We start from the raw sequence: 19,455 nt of genomic DNA, 5'->3' as shown, positions 1-19,455 counted from the left end.
TGCCTGCCATGAATGTATTCAAATACCTGCCAGTCCTGGCCTTCGCAGCGTTCGTCGGTCAAAGCCTGGCCTTTTCCTTTGGCGCTGCCGCCGACGACGCCGTGGTGATCGCGCCACCCGCCCTGGACCTGCCCGCCGAAGCTGGCAACCTGCAAACCGCTGTGTTCGCCGGCGGCTGTTTCTGGGGTGTTCAAGGGGTGTTCCAGCATGTGCAAGGCGTGAAGAACGCCGTGTCCGGCTACGATGGCGGCGCTGCAAGCACAGCGCAATATGAGTCCGTCAGCGACGGCAACACCGGCCACGCCGAAGCGGTTTCTGTCACCTACGACCCGAGCAAAATCAGCTTCGGCAAACTGCTGCAGATCTATTTCTCGGTGGCCCACAACCCCACCGAACTCAACCGCCAGGGCCCCGACACCGGCACCCAGTACCGTTCGGCGATCTTTGCGCAGAACGCCGAACAGCAAAACGTCGCCCAGGCCTACATCGCCCAGTTGGACGCCGCCAAGTCTTTCGACAAACCCATCGTCACTAAAATCGAGATGGGCAAGGTGTTCTACCCGGCGGAGTCCTATCATCAGGACTTCCTCACCGAGAACCCGTCCTACCCCTACATCGTGATCAATGACCTGCCTAAAGTGGCGCAACTCAAAAAGCTGTTCCCCGACCAATACCGCGCCGAGCCGGTGCTGGTGAAAAACCAGTAACCGCGGTTGTGGATTACACAACCTCCAGGTACGAGCTATGAATCGCCCGCGCCAACTCGCGCACGGTGTCGATAAATTCCGTGAGACGGCTGTGCAAGCCGTCTTCAAGGATTTCATCAATCCCCGTATACCGCAGCCGCGCCTCGAACTCCGCCGCCAGGCGCTGCGCCGTGCGCCCATAACTGCCAGGCAGGTCCGCCAGGATATGGCTCAACTCCTCGATGCACGCATGCAACGAGCGCGGCACATCGCTGCGCAACAGCAGTAATTCGGACACGGAACGGGCGTTCAACGCGTTCGGGTACAGCTCCGTATACGCCTCGAAGGACGACAACGCGCGTAGCAGGGCGCTCCACTGGTAATAACCGCGTGCCGACAAGTCACTGACTTCTTCCGATTCCTCGCCGAACATCTCGTAGCGCGCATCCAGCAAACGCAGGGTGTTGTCGGCACGCTCGACAAAGGTGCCGAGGCGAATGAACCGATAGGCGTCATTGCGCATGATCGTCCCGGAGGTTGCCCCACGAAACAGGTGCGAGCGCTGCTTGACCCAATCACAGAAGTGGCTGATGCCGTGTCGCGCCAGGCCGCCGGCGGCGATGCTGCGCATTTCCAGCCAGGTGGCGTTGAGGTTTTCCCACATGTCGGCGGTGATGCGCCCGCGTACGGCGTGAGCATTGCCACGGGCGGCGCGCAGGCAGTTGTAGATGCTGGCGGGGTTTTCTTCGTCGAGGGCGAAGAAGTGCAGCATGCGCTCGGCGTCCAGCTGTTTATGGCGTTCAAGGTAGCTGTCCAGGGTGCCGCTGCTGAGCAACGACATGGCCAGTTCGTCCAGACCGTCGCTGCGCCCGGCTTGTGGCATCAACGACAGCGAGTAACTGACTTCGAGCATGCGCGCCAGGTTTTCGGCACGCTCCAGGTAACGGGACATCCAGTACAGATCTGCGGCGGTTCTACTCAACATACTCAGCCCTCCACCACCCAGGTGTCCTTGGTTCCGCCGCCCTGCGACGAGTTGACGATCAACGAGCCTTCCTTCAATGCCACGCGGGTAAGCCCACCGGGCACCAGGCGGGTTTCCTTGCCCGACAGCACAAAGGGCCGCAGGTCGATATGCCGTGGGGCGATACCGTTTTCAACGAAGGTGGGGCAGGTGGACAGGCTCAACGTCGGTTGGGCAATGTAGGCGTGGGGACGCGCCTTGATGCGCTGGCGGAAGTCCTCGATCTCGGCGGCGCTGGAAGCCGGCCCGACCAGCATGCCGTAGCCACCGGAACCCTGGGTTTCCTTGACCACCAGTTCCGGCAGGTGAGCCAGTACATGGGACAGTTCATCGGGCTTGCGGCACTGGAAGGTCGGTACGTTTTGTAGCACCGGCTCTTCGTCCAGGTAGAAACGGATCATTTCCGGCACATAGGGGTAGATCGACTTGTCGTCCGCCACGCCGGTGCCGATGGCATTGGCCAGCACTACGTTGCCGGCGCAATAGGCCGCGACCAGGCCGGGGACGCCGAGCATCGACTCGGGGTTGAAGGCCTTGGGGTCGAGGAAGGCGTCATCGATGCGCCGGTAAATCACGTCGACCGGCTTGGGGCCGTCGGTGGTGCGCATGAACACCTTGAGGTCGTGCACGAACAGGTCGGCGCCTTCTACCAGTTCCACACCCATTTCCCGGGCCAGGAACGCATGTTCGAAGAACGCGCTGTTGAAGCGGCCCGGGGTCAGTACCACCACGTTGGGGTTGTCCAGGCGGCTGGAGCTCTTCAACGTCTTGAGCAGCAGGTTGGGGTAGTGGTCCACCGGCGCGATGCGTTGCTTGGCGAATACTTCGGGGAACAGGCGCATCATCATCTTGCGGTCTTCGAGCATGTAGCTCACGCCGCTGGGGGTGCGCAGGTTGTCTTCGAGCACGTAGTAGGTACCGTCACCGTCACGCACCAGGTCGACACCCGAGATATGCGAGTAGATGTCGCGGTGCAGGTCCAGGCCGACCATGGCCTTCTGATAGCCCTCGTTGCCCAGCACCTGGTCCGCCGGAATGATCCCGGCCTTGATGATGCGCTGGTCGTGGTAGATGTCGGCGAGGAACATGTTCAGCGCATTGACGCGCTGGATACAGCCGCGTTCGATAACGCTCCATTCACTGGCAGGGATGCTGCGCGGGATGATGTCGAAGGGGATCAGGCGCTCGGTGTCTTGTTCGTCGCCGTAGAGGGTGAAGGTGATCCCGGCGCGGTGAAACAGCAAATCGGCTTCGCGGCGACGCTGGGCCAGCAGTTCCGGCGGCGTATTCGCCAGCCAGCGGGAGAAGTCCTGATAGTGCGCACGGCAGGCGCCGTTTGCGTCATTCATTTCATCGAAGAAAGATCGAGCCATTCCAGTACCTTGTCAGTGCCGAGGGACGCTTGGGTGGCACTGCCGTTTCAAAAAACGCATTTTTTATGAGCCCGTGGCTAAGGGTGCCACTGGGCCTGGTCCTTACTTTCTTGTGGGGTCGGCTCTGGGTCGGGGGGTAACGAATGCTCCTGTATCCGGGCAGATGAATGGATAAAGCAATGCCTGTGCCGAAACCCTGAATTGCTTGTACTGAGGGGCGTGTTGTGGCGAGCAAGCCCGCTCACGACAACACGCCCGTTCACCAGAAGGGGGCAGTGCCTGGCAGACGCCCCGACTTGGTGCATGAACAAACTTGAACTTCACTCGCCGCTGATTCTTCTAACAGGACTTGAACCCGCAGGTAGCACCGTCATGCCCAGAATCATCTCTCCCCATACACCGGAAGCGGCCCTGACCGACCACAGCGAACACAACGCCAAGATCTTCGGTTCGCCCAAGGACCGTTTGGACTTCTACCGGCGCGAGATCCAGTACGAAACCACCATCCTGGCCAACCGCACCGACGCTTATCTCACGGCGCAATCGTTCCTGGTGATCGCCTTTGTTTCCGGCATGGGCAACCTCAACCCGGAGTGGGGCAAGCTGTTTACCCTGGTGGTGCCGGTGTTCCTGGTTTCGCTGGGCATTCTCAGCTCCCTGAATGCCTGGCCAGGCATTCGGGCGGCGTACGAAATCATCGATCACTGGCACTACAAGCAGAGCGAACTGCTGCGCAGCGAGCCGGTGATGGGCATGGCCTATGATGAGTCGCCGCTGTTTTCCGAAATGGAGTCGTCCCACAAGGGCTATCGCAAGTCGCTGCTGTTCTCCATGCGTGCGCCCTGGCTGTTCATGGTGTTCTGGCTGGTGCTGGGGATATACGCGTTCTATATCCAGGTCGACAACCCGATCCGCTGAGCAATCGGACGGAACTTCGCCGGGTGGCGCAGCGCCTTACCTATAGGCCCTGCTGATTTCCCTGCGGCCTGTAACGAGGTGACCCATGAGCACAAGCAAAGACCCGCAACTCGATAACCGCAACGACCCGGCCATCGACGGCGGCGAACCGGCTCCCGGTACCGCTGCCGACGCGCCGAAAGATCCGGTCCCGGCCAAAGACCCCAAAGCCAGGGAAAACGACTACAGTCCAGACTTCAAGCCCGAGCGCGAGCCCAAGCCTGAAACCGATGCCGATATCGATACCCAGGGCGGTTAGAGGAGACGGTCATGTCCAAAGAACTCGACGACGAACTCAACGACCCGGGCAATGAAGACCCCGGTTCCTTGATGGATGATGCAGAAGTGCCGCTCAACGACCTGGATGACGCGGCAGACGTAGGCAATACAGAGCGTCAGGACTGAGCGTCCGCCTTGGCTCGTCGTTCATACCACACCAGCATCGGCTGGGTACTCAGGCCATGAACGACGATGCTCAGGGCAATGACTGACAAGGTCAGGTTTACCGCCACCGCGCTGCTGGTGCCAATCAAGCCGTGGTTGAGCGCGTAGAACAGGTAGTAAATACTGCCGATCCCGCGAATACCGAACCACCCCATCAGCCCGCGCTGCCGCAGATCAATCAGGCGGCCCCAAGGCATTGCCAGCACGCCCAGCGGGCGGATCACGCAGAACAGCAGTGCCGCTACCGCCAGTGCGCGCCAATCCCAGTGGCTGACCAGCACGATGCCCAGCACTGTCACCAGGAACACCTCCATCGAACGCTCCACCAGGCTGCCGAACGAGAGCATGTCGCCCATCATCACGCCGGCGGCAATCTGGGTGTCTTTCAGCTCGCTGACATCACCTTGCAATGCGTGTTCTGGCTCTACCTCCAGGTGACCCACCACCGGCAGCGCCAAATGCTCCGACGGGGTCTGCGAGTTCCCGGTCGAGCGGAACTCCGCCTGGCGCAAGCCAAGCCCCGCCGCGAACACTGACAGGAAGCCATAGCCGCCCACCGCCTCGGCGACCACATAGGCCAGTGCGATCAGTGCGAGCGTCAGGTAGTCATTGGGCGAGAGCGTGCTGTCACTGTTGCTGATGCGCAACCAAAGGGTCACGCGGCCTATGCCACGGCCCATCCAGTAGCCGATCAACAACCCGGCCGGCACCGCCCAGAGCAGATTCTTCAGCACCCAACCGCCCAGCCAGTCACCGTCGAACCCGCCGTGCTGCATGAACAGCAGGGCGAAAATCACAAACGGGAAGGCCGTGCCGTCGTTCAGGCCCGCTTCGCCGGACAGCCCGAAACGCAGCGCGTCATAGTCCTGGGCATTATTGACCTGCACCAGGCCTGCCAGCACCGGGTCAGTCGGGGCCAGAATCGCCCCGACCAGCAGTGCCACACCCCACGACAATGCAAACAGGTAATGCAGCGCCAGGCAGATGCCGAGGATGGTCAACAGCATCACCGGCCCGGCCATGCCGAACGCGATGCGCCAGGTCCGGTGCTTGAGTGGCAGACGCAGCTTCAAGCCGCTGACGAACAGCGAAAACAGCACCGCGACTTCAGTGAGGTGCTCCATCCAGCGCGCAGAGTTTTTGATGTCCAGGTGCAACAGGTCGACGCCCAGCGGGCCGATGCCTACCCCCAGCAACAGGCACACCGCCGAGGTGGTGACCGGCATCCAGCGCAGGTAGGAAGAGGTGAGGGCAAGGGTGAGCAAGACAGCGCCCAGCACGGCCATCCATAGAATAAAAGTCATCGAGCGTGCACCGAGGCCGTGGTCTGTTCAGGTTGGAGGACCGCGGCCGGTGACGGGTTCAATGTGATTGGATCAACTGCGAGCCAATGGTTTTCACGCGGATCATGTCGATCAGTTGACGCAAACCCGGCTGCGGCTGGCGCCGGCTCGGGTAATACATGCACAACGGCTCGCCCATGCAGGCCCAGTCGGGCATGACCTCCACCAGGCGGCCGTCCTTGAGCTCCTGCTCCACGCGGTTGGACAGGCAGTAGGCGATGCCCACCCCTTGCAGCGCCGCGTTGACAATGGTCTCGGTGTCGGCCGCGCTGAAGTGGCCGGGCACGTCGATGCGTTGCTGGCGAGCGCCGTTGCCCAGTTCCCACTTATAGGTGGTGTTGTCGCCCAGGTACATGCGGATGCAGGCGTGTTGCAGCAGGTCCTTGGGCACCTGCGGCGTGCCCCGGCGGGCCAGGTAGGCGGGCGACGCGACCACGATCCAGCGCAACTCACCGGTCAAGGGCACGGCGACCATGTCCTGGGGCACGGTGGCACCGTAGCGGATACCGGCGTCGTAGCCCTCGGCGATGATGTCGATCATCTGGTCCTGCACGATCAGGTCCACGCGCAGTTGCGGGTAGGCGGCGCAGAACTCCCCGAGGATCGGCGCCAGCAGCAATACCGCCGCATCCCGCGGCACGTTCAAGCGCAGCCGGCCAATCGGCGCTTCGCGGTACAACTCCAGGGTGTCGAGGCCGTCCTTGATGGTGGCGAAGCCCTGGTTGAGTTTTTCTGCCAGCAGCGAGCCGGCATCGGTGGGTTCGACGGCACGGCTGGTGCGGTACAGCAGTTTGACCCCCAGGCGGGTTTCCAGGTTGCGCATGGTGTGGCTCAGGGCCGAGGTGGTCACACCCAATTCGTGGGCAGCATGGCGAAAGCTGCGGCGGCGGATGATGGCCATGAACACGTTGAGATCGGCTAGTTCGGAGCGGTTGAAAGCAGCCATGTTCAAGTCTCTTATTCAGGAGTTTGGCTGCATGCGGCGTTGAGCTCGATTCAACCGTGGATGACTTAGAGTAATTGTTTTTCCAAGCATTATTGCAAGCCACAGGATGTATTCATGCGCGTTGCGACCCTCAGAATCGCCGGTATCGACAAGCAGTCTGCCGGCCGCATGGTCACTGGCCACCGCGAGCGCCTGGTGGACCAGGGTTCGGTGGTCACCAAGTTCGGTCGATGCCGCTCGAAATGTGTCATTGGTCGAAGTGTGAGCCTAATCGCTTCAACCGCCGCATCGCACTGTCCAGATGCGCCCGTGCACTCGCTGGATCGCCCGCGCGCATCTGTTCATACGCCAACTGCGCCACCGCCGGGTCAATCGGCTTGAGCAGCCGCCCGCTGGCCATCGCCTTCAGCTGCACCTGCGCCGCACGCTCCAGGTAGTACACGTCATCCCAGGCTTCAGCGATAGTCGGCGCAGCCACCATCACACCATGGTTCTTCAGGAACAGAATGTCCGCATCGCCCAACGCAGCGGCGATACGCTGCCCCTCACGGTTATCCAGGGCCAGGCCGTTGTAGTCCTCATCCACCGCCGTGCGCCCGTAGAACTTCAACGCCGTCTGCCCCAGCCATAACAACGGCGGCCCTTGCAGCAGGCATAGCGCGGTAGCGTTGGGCATATGGGTATGAAACGCCGCCTTGATGCGCGGCTGCTGTTGATGTAACCGGGCGTGGATGTAGAACGCCGTGGCTTCCGGCGTGCCGTGGCCGTCGAGCACATTGCCGGCGAAATCACACACCAGCAGATCGGACGCGGTGACTTCCTCGAAGGCATAGCCGAACGGGTTGACGAAAAACAGCCCGTCATGCCCTGGCACCGTGGCTGAAAAGTGATTGCAGATGCCTTCCTCCATCCCATGCAGCGCCGCCAGTTGCAGGCAGGCGGCGAGTTCCACGCGGGCCTCGATGGCGGTCACCGTGTCGAGGTTCAAGCGCCCGGCGCGCGGGCCAAGAGAGGAGGGCGTAAAGGTGTGGGCCATGGTTTACCACCCCAGGGAGTTGAATAGGTCGGGCACACCGTCGAGGGTCGACAGGGTCGCGTCGGGGGTGTAATCGGCGAGCAATTGTCGGCCGGTGCCACGGTCGATCCACACACACCGGAAGCCGATGTCCCGCGCCGCGGCGTGGTCCAGATGCGGGCTGGCACAGATATGCACCACCTGATCGAGGCTCACGCCCAGTTGCTGGTGGGCATAGTCGAACAGTCGACGGTCGGGCTTGTAGGCGCCGGCCTGTTGGGCGGTAATCACGCGGTCGATAGTGCCGCCAAGTTGTGCCACGTTGCCGGCGATCACGTCGTCGTCGGTATTGGAGACGATGCACAGTTTGTAGCCCAAGTCCTTCAACTGCTTGAGCGTTGCCACCACCTCCGGAAACGGCGGCATGGCGCTGATGCTGTCGGTCAGGGTCGCGCCATCGCGGTCAGTGGCCGGCAGGCCCAGCTCTTTCAGCGCCAGTTGCAAACCCAGGCCCGCCAGGGTGCGAAAGCTGCGGTGCGGCGGGATTTGTTCCAGGGCGTGTTCATGGTGGTCGTAGACGCTGATCAGGGTCTCGCGGTCGACCTGATGCTCACCCTTTTCATCGAGTATCCGCTCGACGGCGGCGCGCAGGCCCTCGTCCCACTGGATCAGCGTGCCGTAGCAGTCAAAGGTCAGCCACAGCGGGCGAGGGGAGTGTTCGAGTGACATGGGGCACCTTTAGCCAAAAGGGGGGAGCGCTTGAGCATAGGAAACCTGGTAGTCAGTTGGAAATTAAATTAACCTCTGCATCACAGTTGAATTGTCGATAAGAAGGTCGCTGCCATGTTGGATCTTGAACTGCTGCACACCTTGGTCTGCGTAGTGGACGAAGGCAGCTTCACTCGCGCCGCCGAGCGCGTGCACCGCACTCAATCCACCGTCAGCCAACAGATTCGCAAGCTCGAAGACAGCGTGGGGCAGGTGCTGTTGGTGCGCGACCGTTCGGGCCAGCAGGTCAGCGCGACCGAGCATGGCCAATTGCTGACCCAGTACGCCCGACGCTTGCTGAACCTGTCCCGCGAAGCGCGCGAAGCCTTGAACACCGAGGCCAGTGTGGTGCCAGTGCGCCTGGGCGTGCCCGAGGACTTCGACGCCACGCGCATGGCCTCGATGCTCTCGGGGTTCGTCCGCGCCCGGCCGGAAGCGCGCCTGGAAACGGTCAGCGGCATGAGCAGCGACCTGCGCCGGCAACTGGACAGTGGCGAAATCGACATCGCCCTGGTCAAGCGCGAAGCCGGCAGCGGCGAATGCCATGCCAGTTGGCCGGAGCCGTTGGTGTGGGTGTGCGGCCACGACCAGGATGTGCACGCCGAAACCTTGCCCCTGGCGTTGTTCCCCCAAGGCTGCATCTACCGCCAGCGCGCCATCCGCACCCTGGACAAGGCCCGGCGCAGTTGGCGCGTGGCGTTTGGCAGCCATAGCCTGACCGGCATCCAGGCGGCGGTGACATCTGGCCTGGGCGTCAGCATCTTGCCGAACAACGCGGTTCTGCCCAGTCATAGGATCTGTAGCGAACTGCCGCCGGTGCTGCCCTCGGAACTGGCATTGGTCAGCGGTGCGCAGCGCTTGAGTGCGACCCACCGGGGGTTGATCGAGTGCCTGCGTGAGGAAATCTCACGGACTCTCTAAGCGCTCCAGCAACAGCCGCTCCAGGGTCTCCACCGGCAGCGGCCGGCTGAACAGATAACCCTGGATCTGATCACAGCCGGCCTCCTTCAAGAACGCCAGTTGCGCCTGGGTTTCCACGCCTTCGGCTACTACCCGCAGGCTGAGGCTGTGGGCCAGTTCGATGATGGTACGGGTGATCGCCGCGTCCTGCGGGTTGCTGGTTACCTCGCGGATGAACGCGATGTCGATCTTCAGCGTGTCGATGGGAAACCGCCGCAGGTACGCCAGGCTCGAATAGCCGGTGCCGAAGTCGTCGATGGAAATCTTCACCCCCATGGCGTGCAGCCGCTGCAGGCTGGCGATGGTGTGCTGGGTGTTTTCCATCAACGAACCTTCGGTCAGTTCCACTTCCAGCCAATGGGGCTCGACCCCGGTGCGGGCAAGGGTGCGTGCGATATCGGCGATCAGGTCGCCTTCGATCAATTGATGGCCGGAGACGTTCACCGACACCTCCACCGGGCCAATCGCGCCGCGTTGCCATTCTGCGATCTGCTGGCAGACCTGCTCGATCACCCAGCGCCCCACGGGGACGATCAAGCCCAGGCTTTCCAGGATCGGTATAAATACCGCTGGCGACACCGCGCCGTATTCCGGCCTTTCCCAACGCAGCAGCGCTTCGAGGGCGCAGATGCGACCGCTCGGCACCTCGACCTTGGGTTGGTAATGCACCGTGAAGTCATTACGCGCTACCGCTTGGCGCAAGTCGTTTTCCAGGGACTGGTGCGCCAGGTCATGCACGCTCATGCCGATCTGGCGTTGCGTCAGCTCACGGGAGTGGCTGGCCAGGTCGCCGCGTTCCTTGAGCCGCAGCAGGTTGCGCACCCGCAACCATAGCTCGACACGTTCCACCGGCTTGCTGATGAATTCCTCGGCGCCGGTTTCAAGCCCGCTGACACGGGCGCTCGGTTCACTGAGGGCCGACAGCATGATGATCGGAATACCCGCCGTGGTTTCATCGCCCTTCAATTGGCTGGCGACTTCATAGCCGTCCATGCCCGGCATCATGATGTCCAGCAGGATCAGGTCCGGCGGCTGCCGGGCCACCAACTGCAAGGCTTCTTCGCCGCTGCTCGCGCTCAGGGTCTGGTAGCCCTCATGTTGCAGCAAGGTTTCCAGAAGCTTGCGCACCTGGGGTTCATCATCAACGATTAACAACGTTGCGGGTTGGCTGGCCATGGAGAGGACTCATGTGAGAGGGCGGATGTGCTGTTGCAGCAAGGTGTCGATCACCTGGTACAGCTCTTTGTAACGCAGTGGCTTGATGATGTAGGCATCGCACCCGGCGAGCCGGGTCTTTTCGCGGTCTTCTTTCATCGCCATTGCCGTCAGGGCGATCACCGGGATGTGAGCGGTGAGCGGGTCGCGCTTGAGCAAGGCGGTGGCGGCCAGACCGTCCATGCCGGGCAACTGGATGTCCATCAGGATCAGCGCCGGTTGCTGTTCGCGGGCCAGGGTCAGGCCGGTTTCGGCATCCGCGGCCCACAGCACAGTGTGACCGGCATTGACGAGTAACAGGCGCGCCAGGCGCATGTTGGCTTCGTTGTCTTCAACAATCAGGATGTGGGGCATGCAGCCTCCGGGGCGCGGTGCAGCGGCAGCCAGGCGACGAACCGCGCCCCGCAGCCTTCACGGCTGGCCACGGCGACGCTGCCGCCATGCAGGTCGGTCAACCGCTTGACCATCGCCAGCCCCAGGCCAGTGCCTTCGAATTTGCGTGCCAGGCTGCTGTCGATCTGGCTGAACGCCTTGAACAACTTGTCCATGTCCGCCTCGGCGATCCCGATGCCAGTGTCGCTGACGCTGAGTTCGAGGAACGGCTGATGAGCGCCGTCGGGCAAGGCAAAGCGGTACACTGGCCAGTCGCCGGGAATGTGCCCGACCTGTGCGCGGGGCACCTGGCGCACTGTCAAGGTCACTGAGCTGCCGTGTGCGCTGAACTTTACGGCGTTGGCCAGCAGGTTGTAGACGATCTGTTTGGTCTTGCGCAGGTCCAGCTGTAAAAGGCCGAGGTCTTCGGGACACTCCAGCTTCAATTGGATGCGTTGCAGCGCCGCCTTTTCCCGCACGATCAGCAGGCTGTTGGCCAACAGCCCCGCCAGTTCTGCGTTTTCCAGTTCCAGCTCCATCATCCCGGCCTCGACCTTGGACAGGTCGAGAATGTCGTTGATCAACGACAACAAGTGCTGGCCGCTGGTGAAAATGTCGCCGATGTATTCGCGCTGGGTCTCGCTCATGTCGCCGACCAGGCCATCCTTGAGCGCCTCGGAAAAGCCGATGACCGCGTTCAGTGGCGTGCGCAGCTCATGGGACATGGTGGCGAGGAATTCGGACTTCATGTGGCTGGCGTGTTCCAGCTCCAGGTTCTTTTCTTCCAGCGCCCGCTCGAAGCCTTTGCGCTCGGCTTCTTCCTGCTTGCGCGCGGTGTTGTCGGTGCCGATCAGCAAGTAGCCGATGATGGTGTCATGCCGGTTGCGCAGGGCGGTGACCGAGACCATGGCCGACAGACGACTGCCGTCCTTGCGGATGTAGGTCAGCTCGTAGATGTCTTCGATACCCCGCGAGGCCTTGAACACCAGCGCTTCGAAGCCCGGCGTGATCGGCGTATCCAGTTCCAGGCTGAGGGCGGCGGCGCGGGTGATCAGCTCGATCGGGTCGGAAATATCGGCCGGCGTGATGCGGTTGACCACATCGGCGGCGGCATAACCGAGCATGCGTTCGGCGCCGACGTTGAAGATCTGGATCACGCCTTTCTCGTCGGTGGCGATGCTGGAAAAGTACGCGCTGTTGAAGATTGCGTCTTGCAGGGCGCCGGTCTTGAGCAGGGTTTTCTGCCGCTTGAACTCGACGATCTTTTCAGCCCGCGATTGCGGTTGTTCGGGTAACGGTGTGTCCATCGCTTTGGCGTTCCGTGACGTTCAGGCCCGCCATCGTCAAGCGGCGATGGCGCAGAGCATGCTCGCAGAAGATCGCTGGGGGGCGACGAGGAGGAGATGAGGTCCTTGGACAATAGCAGAGATTGTGGCGTTTTGATGGCGGGCTACGGGCTGTTTCACTTCAAATGGATACCCTTGGGTGAAATTGGGTACTTTTCGGATTAATGACGGATGAAACGATTCACCTGTCGATAAATGATCGACGCAAGCGCTTGCGTAAGGAAATGTTTCTACATTAGAGTCGGCCCACTGACGACAAAAATAATAAAACCAGGAGCTCATCCATGAGCCTTGAACCCTTGCTCGAGATGCAGGGCATCAGCAAAACCTTCAACGGTTTGCGCGTGCTCAAGAATGTCGGCCTGAAGGTCTACCCCGGCGAAATCCACGCCTTGATGGGGGAGAACGGCGCCGGCAAATCGACGCTGATGAAGATCCTTTCCGGCGCCTACCAAGCCGACCCCGGCGGTGAAATCCGCGTCGCCGGCCAGTCCATCCCCACATTCGACCCCGCCACCGCCAAAGCCCTCGGCATCGCCGTGATCTACCAGGAACTGAGCCTTTGCCCCAACCTGAGCGTGGCCGAGAACATCTACCTGGGCCGTGAACTGCGAAGCGGCTGGACCATCGACCGCAAGGGCATGCAGGCGGGGTGCATCGAAGTGTTGCAACGCCTGGGCGCGGAGTTCACTCCAGCCACGCAGGTCAGCAGCCTGTCGATTGCCGAGCGCCAATTGGTAGAAATCGCCCGCGCCTTGCACGCCCACGCCAAGATCCTGGTGATGGACGAACCGACTACGCCGCTGTCATCCCGGGAGACCGACCGCCTGTTCGCGCTGATCAAACAGCTGCGCAACCAGGGCCTGGCGATCATCTATATCAGCCACCGCATGGCGGAGATCTACGAGCTGTCGGACCGCGTGTCGGTGCTGCGCGACGGCCAGTACATCGGCGAACTGACCCGCGAGGCGCTGTCGGCCGAAGTGCTGGTGAAGATGATGGTGGGTCGCGACTTGTCAGGGTTCTACAAGAAGGAGCACGCCGCCTATAACCCCGGCAACGTGGTGATGCGCGTGCGCGACATGGCCGATGGCAAGCGCGTGCGTCAGTGCAGTTTCGACCTGCACGCCGGTGAAGTGCTGGGCATCGCCGGGCTGGTCGGGGCAGGGCGCACCGAACTGGCGCGCCTGATCTTCGGCGCCGACCCACGCACCTCGGGCACCCTGGAAGTGGTCGGCAAGACCGTCACCCAGTTGCGCACCCCGGCGGATGCGATCCGCGCCGGCGTCGTTTACCTCACCGAAGACCGCAAGGCCCAGGGCCTGTTCCTGGACATGAGCGTGGCGGACAACATCAATGTCTGCGCCTGCGTGCCGGATGCCCATGCCGGCGGGGTGCTTGATCGCGCCCATGCCGCGCAGCGCGCCACCGAGGCGATCAAGTCGCTGTCGATTCGCGTGGCGTCGGGCAAGGTCAATGTCGGTGCGTTGTCCGGTGGCAACCAACAGAAGGTGCTGCTGGCGCGGCTGCTGGAGGTCAAGCCGCACGTGCTGATCCTCGATGAGCCCACCCGTGGCGTCGACATCGGCTCCAAGTCCGAGATCTACCGCATCATCAACCAATTGGCCCAGGCCGGCGTCGGCATCGTGGTGATCTCCAGCGAGCTGCCGGAAATCATCGGCACCTGCGACCGCGTACTGATCATGCGCGAAGGCCGGTTGGTCGCAGAAGTCGGCGGCGCCTCCGGCGACGCTATTTCCCAGGAACGTATTATTGACCTCGCCACCGGTGGCGATCAGGTGGTGGCCCATGGCTGAATTGAATATCGCAACAACCGGTAAGGCAGAGCGCGCCCGCGAGCTGATGCGCACGGTCGGCATGTTGCCGGTGCTGATCCTGCTGCTGGTGGGCTTTGCCCTGGCCAGCGAGAACTTCCTGACGGTACAGAACCTGTCGATCATCACCCAGCAGGCGTCGGTGAACGTGGTGCTGGCGGCGGGCATGACCTTTGTGATCCTCACGGCGGGCATCGACCTGTCGGTGGGCGCGATCCTCGCCGCATCGGCGGTGGTGGCGTTGCAGGCGTCGATGTCGCCGCAATTCGGCATGTTCGGGATTGCCGCCGGTATCGGCTTCGGGTTGTTGCTGGGCCTGGTCAATGGCGGCTTGATCGCCTTTATGCGCCTGCCGCCGTTTATCGTCACCCTCGGTGCACTCACGGCCATGCGCGGCCTGGCCCGGCTATTGGCGGACGACAAGACCGTGTTCAACCCGGACCTGCCGTTTGCCTTTATCGGCAACGACTCGATCCTCGGGGTGCCATGGCTGGTGGTAATCGCCGTGGCAGTGGTGGCGTTGTCGTGGTTCATCCTGCGCCGCACCGTGATGGGCGTACAGATCTACTCGGTGGGCGGCAACCCGGAAGCGGCGCGGCTGTCCGGGATCAAGGTGTGGAAGGTGCTGCTGTTCGTCTACGCCATGTCCGGCGCGTTGGCCGGGCTGGGCGCGGTGATGAGCGCGTCGCGCCTGTTCGCTGCCAATGGCCTGCAACTGGGGCAATCCTACGAGCTGGATGCGATTGCCGCGGTGATCCTCGGCGGCACCAGCTTTACCGGCGGTGTCGGCACCATCGGCGGCACGCTGATCGGCGCGCTGATCATCGCGGTACTCACCAACGGCCTGGTGCTGCTGGGCGTCTCGGACATCTGGCAGTACATCATCAAGGGCATCGTGATCATCGGCGCGGTGGCGCTGGATCGTTATCGCCAGTCCGGCGCACGGACCTGAACTCACTCCAACAACAATCACAAGAGAGACCCCTATGAACCTCAAACGTATCTTTCCGGTCATTGCCTTGGCTGCCCTGATGTCCCAAGCCGTCGAAGCCCGCGAGTTGAAGGCCCTCGGCATCAGCATGGGCTCGCTGGGCAACCCGTATTTCGTGACCCTGGCCGATGGCGCAACCGCCCGGGCCAAGGAGCTGAACCCCAACGTCAAGGTCACCTCGGTGTCGGCCGACTATGACCTGAGCAAGCAGTTTTCGCAGATCGACAACTTCATCTCGTCCAAGGTCGACCTGATCCTGATCAACGCCGTCGACCCGTCCGCCATGGCCTCGGCGATCAAGAAAGCCCGCGATGCAGGCATCGTTGTGGTGGCCGTGGATGTGGACGCGAAAGGGGTGAACGCCACGGTGCAGACCGACAACGTCGAAGCCGGCAAGCTGGCCTGCCAGTACCTGGTGGACAAGCTCTCCGGCAAGGGCAATGTGATCATCCAGAACGGTCCGCAGGTCACCGCCGTGACCGATCGCGTCAAGGGTTGCAAGGCCGCACTGGCCGCCGCGCCGCAGATAAAGGTGCTGTCCGATGACCAGGACGGCAAAGGCTCCCGCGAAGGCGGCCTGAACGTGATGCAGGGTTATCTCACGCGCTTCCCGAAAATCGACGGTCTGTTCGCGATCAACGACCCGCAAGCCATCGGCAGCGACCTGGCGGCCAAACAGCTCAAGCGCAGCGGCATCATTATTACCTCGGTGGACGGTGCGCCGGATATCGAGAACGCGCTGAAAACCGACACACAGATTCAGGCGTCGGCCAGCCAGGACCCTTGGGCCATGGCGCAGACCGCCGTCAACGTGGGCAACGATATTCTCAATGACAAAGCCCCGGCCGAAGCGGTTACCCTGCTCACGCCAAAACTGATCACCCGTGACAACGTCGCTACGTACAGCGGTTGGTCGAGCAAACATTGATCCATTGAGAGGAACGGCGTCGTGGTCACCATGGATGACGTGGCAAGCAGGGCGGGGGTGTCGACGTCGACGGTGTCCCATGTGTTGAACGGCACCCGCAAGGTCAGTCCTGCAACGGTGCACGCGGTGCAGCAAGCGATCCAGGCGCTGGGTTACATCCCCAACACCCTGGCGCGTTCGCTGGCGCGGTCGAGCACCAGCACGATTGGCGTGGCGATCTCCGCGCTGTCCAACCATTATTTCAGCGAAACCGTGCACGCGATTGAAACCGAGTGCGCCAGGCACGGCTACATGATGCTGTTTGTCGATACCCACGACGACCCGGAACACGAACTGCGGGTCGTCACGGCATTGCACCATCGGCGGGTGGACGGCATTGTGCTGGCGCCCTCGAATGGCTCCAAGGCCCTGGAGTATCTGCGGGCCAACGAAATCCCGGCGGTATTGGTGGACCGCATGATGAGCGAGCAATTCGACCAGGTCGGGGTGGAGAACACGCAGTCTACCCAGGCCTTGGTTACCCACTTGATCAAACACGGGCACCGGCGCATCGGCTTTATCGCCGGGCGTGAGGGGTTCAGCACCACCGATGAGCGGGTTGCCGGGTACCGTGCGGCACTGCAAGGGGCGGGGCTGGCGTTCGATCCGCACTTGTTGGTCAATGGCGGCTCCAACACCGAGCCAGCGCGTCAGGCGACGGTGCAGTTGCTGGGCCTGGCGGAGCCACCCACGGCGATCATGGCCGGCAATAACCTGATGACCCTTGGCGCCATGCAGGCCCTGCGTGATGCGCAGATCGACGTACCGGCGCAGATGGCCCTGGTGGGTTTTGATGATTTCGATTGGGCGGATTTCTTCGTGCCGCGCCTGACCCTGATCGCGCAGCCGGTCCAGGCACTGGGCACGCAGGCAGTGAACCTGCTGTTGCAGCGCATGGCGTCGCCCGACGCCCCCACTCACAGCGTGCGCCTGGCGCCGACCCTGCAATGGCGTAATTCATGTGGCTGTAATGGATTGGAATGACCCCCTTATGAGCAGTCCCGTTTCCCTCGGCATCGACCTCGGCACCTCGGAACTCAAGGCCATCCTCATGGACCTCGACGGCACGGTGCTGGCCCATACCGGCGTGCGCTTGAGTGTGTCGCGGCGCCATAGCGGCTGGTCCGAGCAGGCGCCAGAAGACTGGTGGCAGGCGTGTTTGCAGGCGCTGGCACAGTTGCGTGTACATGAAGCGTTTTCGCGCGTGGCCTGTATCGGCCTGTCCGGGCAGATGCACGGCGCGGTGTTGCTGGGCAAGGACAACCGTGTGTTGTATCCGGCGATCTTGTGGGACGACTCCCGCGCCGTCGCCGAGGCCGATGAGTTGGGCCCGGCGTTTGCCGACATCACCGGCAGCCTGCCCATGGCCGGGCTGACGGCGCCGAAGCTGCTGTGGCTGCAACGCCATGAGCCCGAGGTGTTCAAGGCCATTGATTGTGTGCTGTCGCCCAAGGATTACCTGCGCTTGCGTCTGAGTGGCGAGCGCATCAGCGAGATGTCCGATGCAGCGGGGACGTTGTGGCTGGAGGTGGCGCGGCGTGAGTGGTTCGCGCCGATGCTGCGGGCGACGGGCCTGTCGCCGGAGCAGATGCCAAGACTGGTCGAGGGCGGCGCCGCAAGTGCTGTGTTGACGGCGCAGGGGCTGGGCTTGTCTGCCTCGGTGGTGATTGCCGGTGGCGGGGGTGACAACCCGGTAGCGGCCGTGGGGATCGGGGCGATCAATGCCGGCGATGGCTTCATCACCCTCGGTACCAGCGCTGCCATTGTCGCGATTACCGATCACGCGGCCGGTGATCCCGCGAGTGCCGTGCACAGCTTCTGCCATGCGCTGCCTGATCGCTGGTACACCATGGGCGCCATGCTGGCCGGCGCCAGTTGCCTGCGCTGGGTCACACGCCTCACGGGAACGACGGATGAACAAACCTTGCTGGACCAGGTGCAGGCACAACTGCCGATCGAGCAGCCAGTGCCGCTCGACACGCCGTTGTTCCTACCGTACCTGGCCGGTGAACGCACCCCGCATAACGACCCGCTGCTGCGCGGTGGCTTCATGGGCCTGGGCCATGACTGCACGCCGGCGATGCTCGGTTATGCGGTGATGGAAGGCGTGGGGTTCGGGTTGCTGGATGCGTTGCGCGCGGTGCAATCAGCGGGGGCCGACGTGGGCGCCTGCGCGTTGGTGGGTGGTGGTGCGCGCAGTGAGTACTGGGCGCGGTTGCTGGCCAACATCCTGCAACGGGACATCTTCACCCTGCACGGCAGCGAATTGAGCGCGTGTATCGGTGCGGCGAAGCTGGGGTTTGTGGCGATAGGGCAAGGCGCGCAATTGCTCGCGGCGGGGATGCCGGTCAAGGCCCGGTACAGGCCAGACCTTATGCCGCAGCCCGTATTGGAGGCGCGATATCGCAAGTTTCAAGGTTTGCTGAGCGCGGCCAAGGCCCTTCACGAGTAGCCTTCTGTAGTGAGCGGGCTTGTCTGGGTGGCCTGTTTTGGTGAACTGGCCTGTTGTGGCGAGCGGGCTTGCCCCGCGTTGGGCTGCGAAGCAGCCCCAAACCCAGGCGCCATGGTTTTCCTGTAGAAACGCGGTGATGCTAAAAGGGGCCGCTTCGCGCCCCAACGCGGGGCAAGCCCGCTCGCCACGTCATAACCAGGCAGCATCCCACAGTGGATAGTCTCCAATGTGCTCGACCAACCCGGCTCGCAAGGGGTTGGCGATGATATAGCGCGCCATTTTCCGAATATCGTCCTCAGCCCGCACCGCCCGGTCGTGATAACCACGCTGCCAAAATCTTTCCCGACTGCAACGGGCTCTATTAATGCTCAAGGTGCTGCGCGACTTGGTTTGTCGCATCACATCGGGAAGCGTCGAATGGTTAAGGTCAAACAACCAGTGGAAGTGGTCTGGCATGACGACCCAGGCTAGGGAGTTCACTAAGCCGGCATCATGAAGTCGCTTGAACTCGGCGACCAGTAACCGCCCCAACCGGAACTCCCTGAACAAGGGCTGGCGTTGATGGACCACAGCGGTCACCAGGTAAGCACGGCCGGTTTCCGAATATCGACCACGGCGTAACAAATGAGAGTTGGGCTGACGGGGCAATCCGTTGCTCCTTTGAGTGGATTTGGCCTTTTCACGCTAGCACTGGGTGCGGCTTAGCCATGTTGATTTCAGTGTCCTGGTGTTACCCCGATTACACCAAGCGTTGATAATGG

At 62.3% G+C, this 19,455-nt stretch carries 20 protein-coding genes; 10 read left to right on the top strand and 10 right to left on the bottom strand.

Annotated elements, in window-relative coordinates; translation table 11 throughout:
* Positions 1-8: 8 nt before the first annotated feature.
* Positions 9-707 (top strand): peptide-methionine (S)-S-oxide reductase MsrA, encoded by a 699-nt coding sequence (gene msrA, locus BFN10_RS02710; protein ID WP_071488346.1) that lies wholly within the window; start codon positions 9-11, stop codon positions 705-707.
* A 13-nt stretch (positions 708-720) separates the two neighbouring features.
* On the opposite strand, the gene BFN10_RS02705 is transcribed toward msrA, so the two are convergent.
* Together BFN10_RS02705 and BFN10_RS02700 are read right to left on the bottom strand one after the other, a co-directional pair.
* Positions 721-1,671 carry an alpha-E domain-containing protein gene (locus BFN10_RS02705; protein ID WP_012724311.1) on the bottom strand — a complete coding sequence of 317 codons (951 nt, stop codon included), beginning with the start codon at positions 1,669-1,671 and terminating at the stop codon, positions 721-723.
* Positions 1,672-1,673: 2 nt separating this feature from the next.
* Positions 1,674-3,083, bottom strand: coding sequence for a circularly permuted type 2 ATP-grasp protein (locus BFN10_RS02700; protein WP_058425921.1), 1,410 nt, complete (start codon positions 3,081-3,083; stop codon positions 1,674-1,676).
* 372 nt (positions 3,084-3,455) lie between these two features.
* Between BFN10_RS02700 and BFN10_RS02695 the strand changes: the two genes are divergently transcribed.
* The 3 genes from BFN10_RS02695 (at position 3,456) to BFN10_RS29860 (ending at position 4,445) form a co-directional block, all read left to right on the top strand.
* Positions 3,456-4,001, top strand: a complete 546-nt coding sequence (locus tag BFN10_RS02695; protein ID WP_071488345.1) for a hypothetical protein — start codon at positions 3,456-3,458, stop codon at positions 3,999-4,001.
* A gap of 85 nt (positions 4,002-4,086) precedes the next feature.
* The gene (locus tag BFN10_RS02690; RefSeq protein ID WP_071488344.1) at positions 4,087-4,299 is read left to right on the top strand and encodes a hypothetical protein; all 213 of its coding nucleotides are present in this window, start codon (positions 4,087-4,089) and stop codon (positions 4,297-4,299) included.
* A gap of 11 nt (positions 4,300-4,310) precedes the next feature.
* Positions 4,311-4,445, top strand: coding sequence for a hypothetical protein (locus BFN10_RS29860; protein WP_010210499.1), 135 nt, complete (start codon positions 4,311-4,313; stop codon positions 4,443-4,445).
* On the opposite strand, the gene BFN10_RS02685 is transcribed toward BFN10_RS29860, so the two are convergent.
* The 4 genes from BFN10_RS02685 to BFN10_RS02670 form a co-directional block, all read right to left on the bottom strand.
* A complete protein-coding gene (locus tag BFN10_RS02685; RefSeq protein ID WP_071488343.1) occupies positions 4,436-5,788 on the bottom strand; it encodes a cation:proton antiporter in 1,353 nt (450 codons plus the stop codon). The two genes, BFN10_RS29860 and BFN10_RS02685, sit on opposite strands and share 10 nt — an antisense overlap.
* Positions 5,789-5,846: 58 nt before the next feature.
* Entirely contained in the window at positions 5,847-6,773 is a 927-nt protein-coding gene (locus tag BFN10_RS02680) for a LysR family transcriptional regulator (protein ID WP_071488342.1), read from the bottom strand.
* 247 nt (positions 6,774-7,020) lie between these two features.
* Positions 7,021-7,809: an aldolase gene (locus BFN10_RS02675; protein ID WP_071488341.1), complete on the bottom strand. Its 789-nt coding sequence runs from the start codon at positions 7,807-7,809 to the stop codon at positions 7,021-7,023.
* Between the two features lie 3 nt (positions 7,810-7,812).
* Positions 7,813-8,517: a haloacid dehalogenase type II gene (locus tag BFN10_RS02670; protein ID WP_071488340.1), complete on the bottom strand. Its 705-nt coding sequence runs from the start codon at positions 8,515-8,517 to the stop codon at positions 7,813-7,815.
* A gap of 114 nt (positions 8,518-8,631) precedes the next feature.
* Between BFN10_RS02670 and BFN10_RS02665 the strand changes: the two genes are divergently transcribed.
* The gene (locus tag BFN10_RS02665) at positions 8,632-9,477 is read left to right on the top strand and encodes a LysR family transcriptional regulator (protein ID WP_071488339.1); all 846 of its coding nucleotides are present in this window, start codon (positions 8,632-8,634) and stop codon (positions 9,475-9,477) included.
* Here the strand turns inward: BFN10_RS02665 and BFN10_RS02660 are convergent.
* The 3 genes from BFN10_RS02660 to BFN10_RS02650 are packed head-to-tail and all read right to left on the bottom strand — an operon-like array spanning position 9,463 to position 12,410.
* Positions 9,463-10,692 carry an EAL domain-containing response regulator gene (locus BFN10_RS02660; RefSeq protein WP_071488338.1) on the bottom strand — a complete coding sequence of 410 codons (1,230 nt, stop codon included), beginning with the start codon at positions 10,690-10,692 and terminating at the stop codon, positions 9,463-9,465. The two genes, BFN10_RS02665 and BFN10_RS02660, sit on opposite strands and share 15 nt — an antisense overlap.
* Before the next feature lie 9 nt (positions 10,693-10,701).
* Positions 10,702-11,085: a response regulator gene (locus BFN10_RS02655; protein WP_071488337.1), complete on the bottom strand. Its 384-nt coding sequence runs from the start codon at positions 11,083-11,085 to the stop codon at positions 10,702-10,704.
* A complete protein-coding gene (locus tag BFN10_RS02650) occupies positions 11,070-12,410 on the bottom strand; it encodes a sensor histidine kinase (RefSeq protein WP_071488336.1) in 1,341 nt (446 codons plus the stop codon). The genes BFN10_RS02655 and BFN10_RS02650 overlap by 16 nt, the downstream gene beginning before the upstream one ends.
* A gap of 323 nt (positions 12,411-12,733) precedes the next feature.
* Between BFN10_RS02650 and BFN10_RS02645 the strand changes: the two genes are divergently transcribed.
* Genes BFN10_RS02645 through xylB form a run of 5 tightly spaced genes read left to right on the top strand, consistent with a single transcriptional unit; the run spans position 12,734 to position 18,694 of the window.
* Positions 12,734-14,266, top strand: a complete 1,533-nt coding sequence (locus BFN10_RS02645; protein WP_071488335.1) for a sugar ABC transporter ATP-binding protein — start codon at positions 12,734-12,736, stop codon at positions 14,264-14,266.
* Positions 14,259-15,236: an ABC transporter permease subunit gene (locus tag BFN10_RS02640; RefSeq protein ID WP_025854715.1), complete on the top strand. Its 978-nt coding sequence runs from the start codon at positions 14,259-14,261 to the stop codon at positions 15,234-15,236. The genes BFN10_RS02645 and BFN10_RS02640 overlap by 8 nt, the downstream gene beginning before the upstream one ends.
* A gap of 34 nt (positions 15,237-15,270) precedes the next feature.
* Positions 15,271-16,203 (top strand): ABC transporter substrate-binding protein, encoded by a 933-nt coding sequence (locus tag BFN10_RS02635; protein ID WP_071488334.1) that lies wholly within the window; start codon positions 15,271-15,273, stop codon positions 16,201-16,203.
* A 21-nt stretch (positions 16,204-16,224) separates the two neighbouring features.
* The gene (locus BFN10_RS02630; protein WP_071488333.1) at positions 16,225-17,226 is read left to right on the top strand and encodes a LacI family DNA-binding transcriptional regulator; all 1,002 of its coding nucleotides are present in this window, start codon (positions 16,225-16,227) and stop codon (positions 17,224-17,226) included.
* Between the two features lie 7 nt (positions 17,227-17,233).
* The gene (gene xylB / locus BFN10_RS02625; protein ID WP_071488332.1) at positions 17,234-18,694 is read left to right on the top strand and encodes a xylulokinase; all 1,461 of its coding nucleotides are present in this window, start codon (positions 17,234-17,236) and stop codon (positions 18,692-18,694) included.
* A 189-nt stretch (positions 18,695-18,883) separates the two neighbouring features.
* Here the strand turns inward: xylB and BFN10_RS02620 are convergent, their stop codons facing one another.
* A complete protein-coding gene (locus BFN10_RS02620; RefSeq protein WP_071488331.1) occupies positions 18,884-19,342 on the bottom strand; it encodes an REP-associated tyrosine transposase in 459 nt (152 codons plus the stop codon).
* Between the last annotated feature and the right edge of the window lie 113 nt (positions 19,343-19,455).

It is taken from the genome of Pseudomonas extremorientalis, from assembly GCF_001870465.1.
Taxonomy (GTDB): domain Bacteria; phylum Pseudomonadota; class Gammaproteobacteria; order Pseudomonadales; family Pseudomonadaceae; genus Aquipseudomonas; species Aquipseudomonas extremorientalis.
Note: the sequence above shows the minus strand (reverse complement) of the source record. Positions and strands in the feature narration are given on the sequence as shown.

Coding starts and splice junctions, on each gene's coding strand:
- BFN10_RS02655 (WP_071488337.1), bottom strand. CDS start 11,085: ATGCCCCACATCCTGATTGTTGAAGACAACGAAGCCAACATGCGCCTG.
- BFN10_RS02635 (WP_071488334.1), top strand. CDS start 15,271: ATGAACCTCAAACGTATCTTTCCGGTCATTGCCTTGGCTGCCCTGATG.
- BFN10_RS02680 (WP_071488342.1), bottom strand. CDS start 6,773: ATGGCTGCTTTCAACCGCTCCGAACTAGCCGATCTCAACGTGTTCATG.
- BFN10_RS02640 (WP_025854715.1), top strand. CDS start 14,259: ATGGCTGAATTGAATATCGCAACAACCGGTAAGGCAGAGCGCGCCCGC.
- msrA (WP_071488346.1), top strand. CDS start 9: ATGAATGTATTCAAATACCTGCCAGTCCTGGCCTTCGCAGCGTTCGTC.
- BFN10_RS02665 (WP_071488339.1), top strand. CDS start 8,632: ATGTTGGATCTTGAACTGCTGCACACCTTGGTCTGCGTAGTGGACGAA.
- BFN10_RS02675 (WP_071488341.1), bottom strand. CDS start 7,809: ATGGCCCACACCTTTACGCCCTCCTCTCTTGGCCCGCGCGCCGGGCGC.
- BFN10_RS02685 (WP_071488343.1), bottom strand. CDS start 5,788: ATGACTTTTATTCTATGGATGGCCGTGCTGGGCGCTGTCTTGCTCACC.
- BFN10_RS02660 (WP_071488338.1), bottom strand. CDS start 10,692: ATGGCCAGCCAACCCGCAACGTTGTTAATCGTTGATGATGAACCCCAG.
- BFN10_RS02705 (WP_012724311.1), bottom strand. CDS start 1,671: ATGTTGAGTAGAACCGCCGCAGATCTGTACTGGATGTCCCGTTACCTG.
- xylB (WP_071488332.1), top strand. CDS start 17,234: ATGAGCAGTCCCGTTTCCCTCGGCATCGACCTCGGCACCTCGGAACTC.
- BFN10_RS02645 (WP_071488335.1), top strand. CDS start 12,734: ATGAGCCTTGAACCCTTGCTCGAGATGCAGGGCATCAGCAAAACCTTC.
- BFN10_RS02670 (WP_071488340.1), bottom strand. CDS start 8,517: ATGTCACTCGAACACTCCCCTCGCCCGCTGTGGCTGACCTTTGACTGC.
- BFN10_RS02690 (WP_071488344.1), top strand. CDS start 4,087: ATGAGCACAAGCAAAGACCCGCAACTCGATAACCGCAACGACCCGGCC.
- BFN10_RS02695 (WP_071488345.1), top strand. CDS start 3,456: ATGCCCAGAATCATCTCTCCCCATACACCGGAAGCGGCCCTGACCGAC.
- BFN10_RS02700 (WP_058425921.1), bottom strand. CDS start 3,083: ATGGCTCGATCTTTCTTCGATGAAATGAATGACGCAAACGGCGCCTGC.
- BFN10_RS29860 (WP_010210499.1), top strand. CDS start 4,311: ATGTCCAAAGAACTCGACGACGAACTCAACGACCCGGGCAATGAAGAC.
- BFN10_RS02650 (WP_071488336.1), bottom strand. CDS start 12,410: ATGGACACACCGTTACCCGAACAACCGCAATCGCGGGCTGAAAAGATC.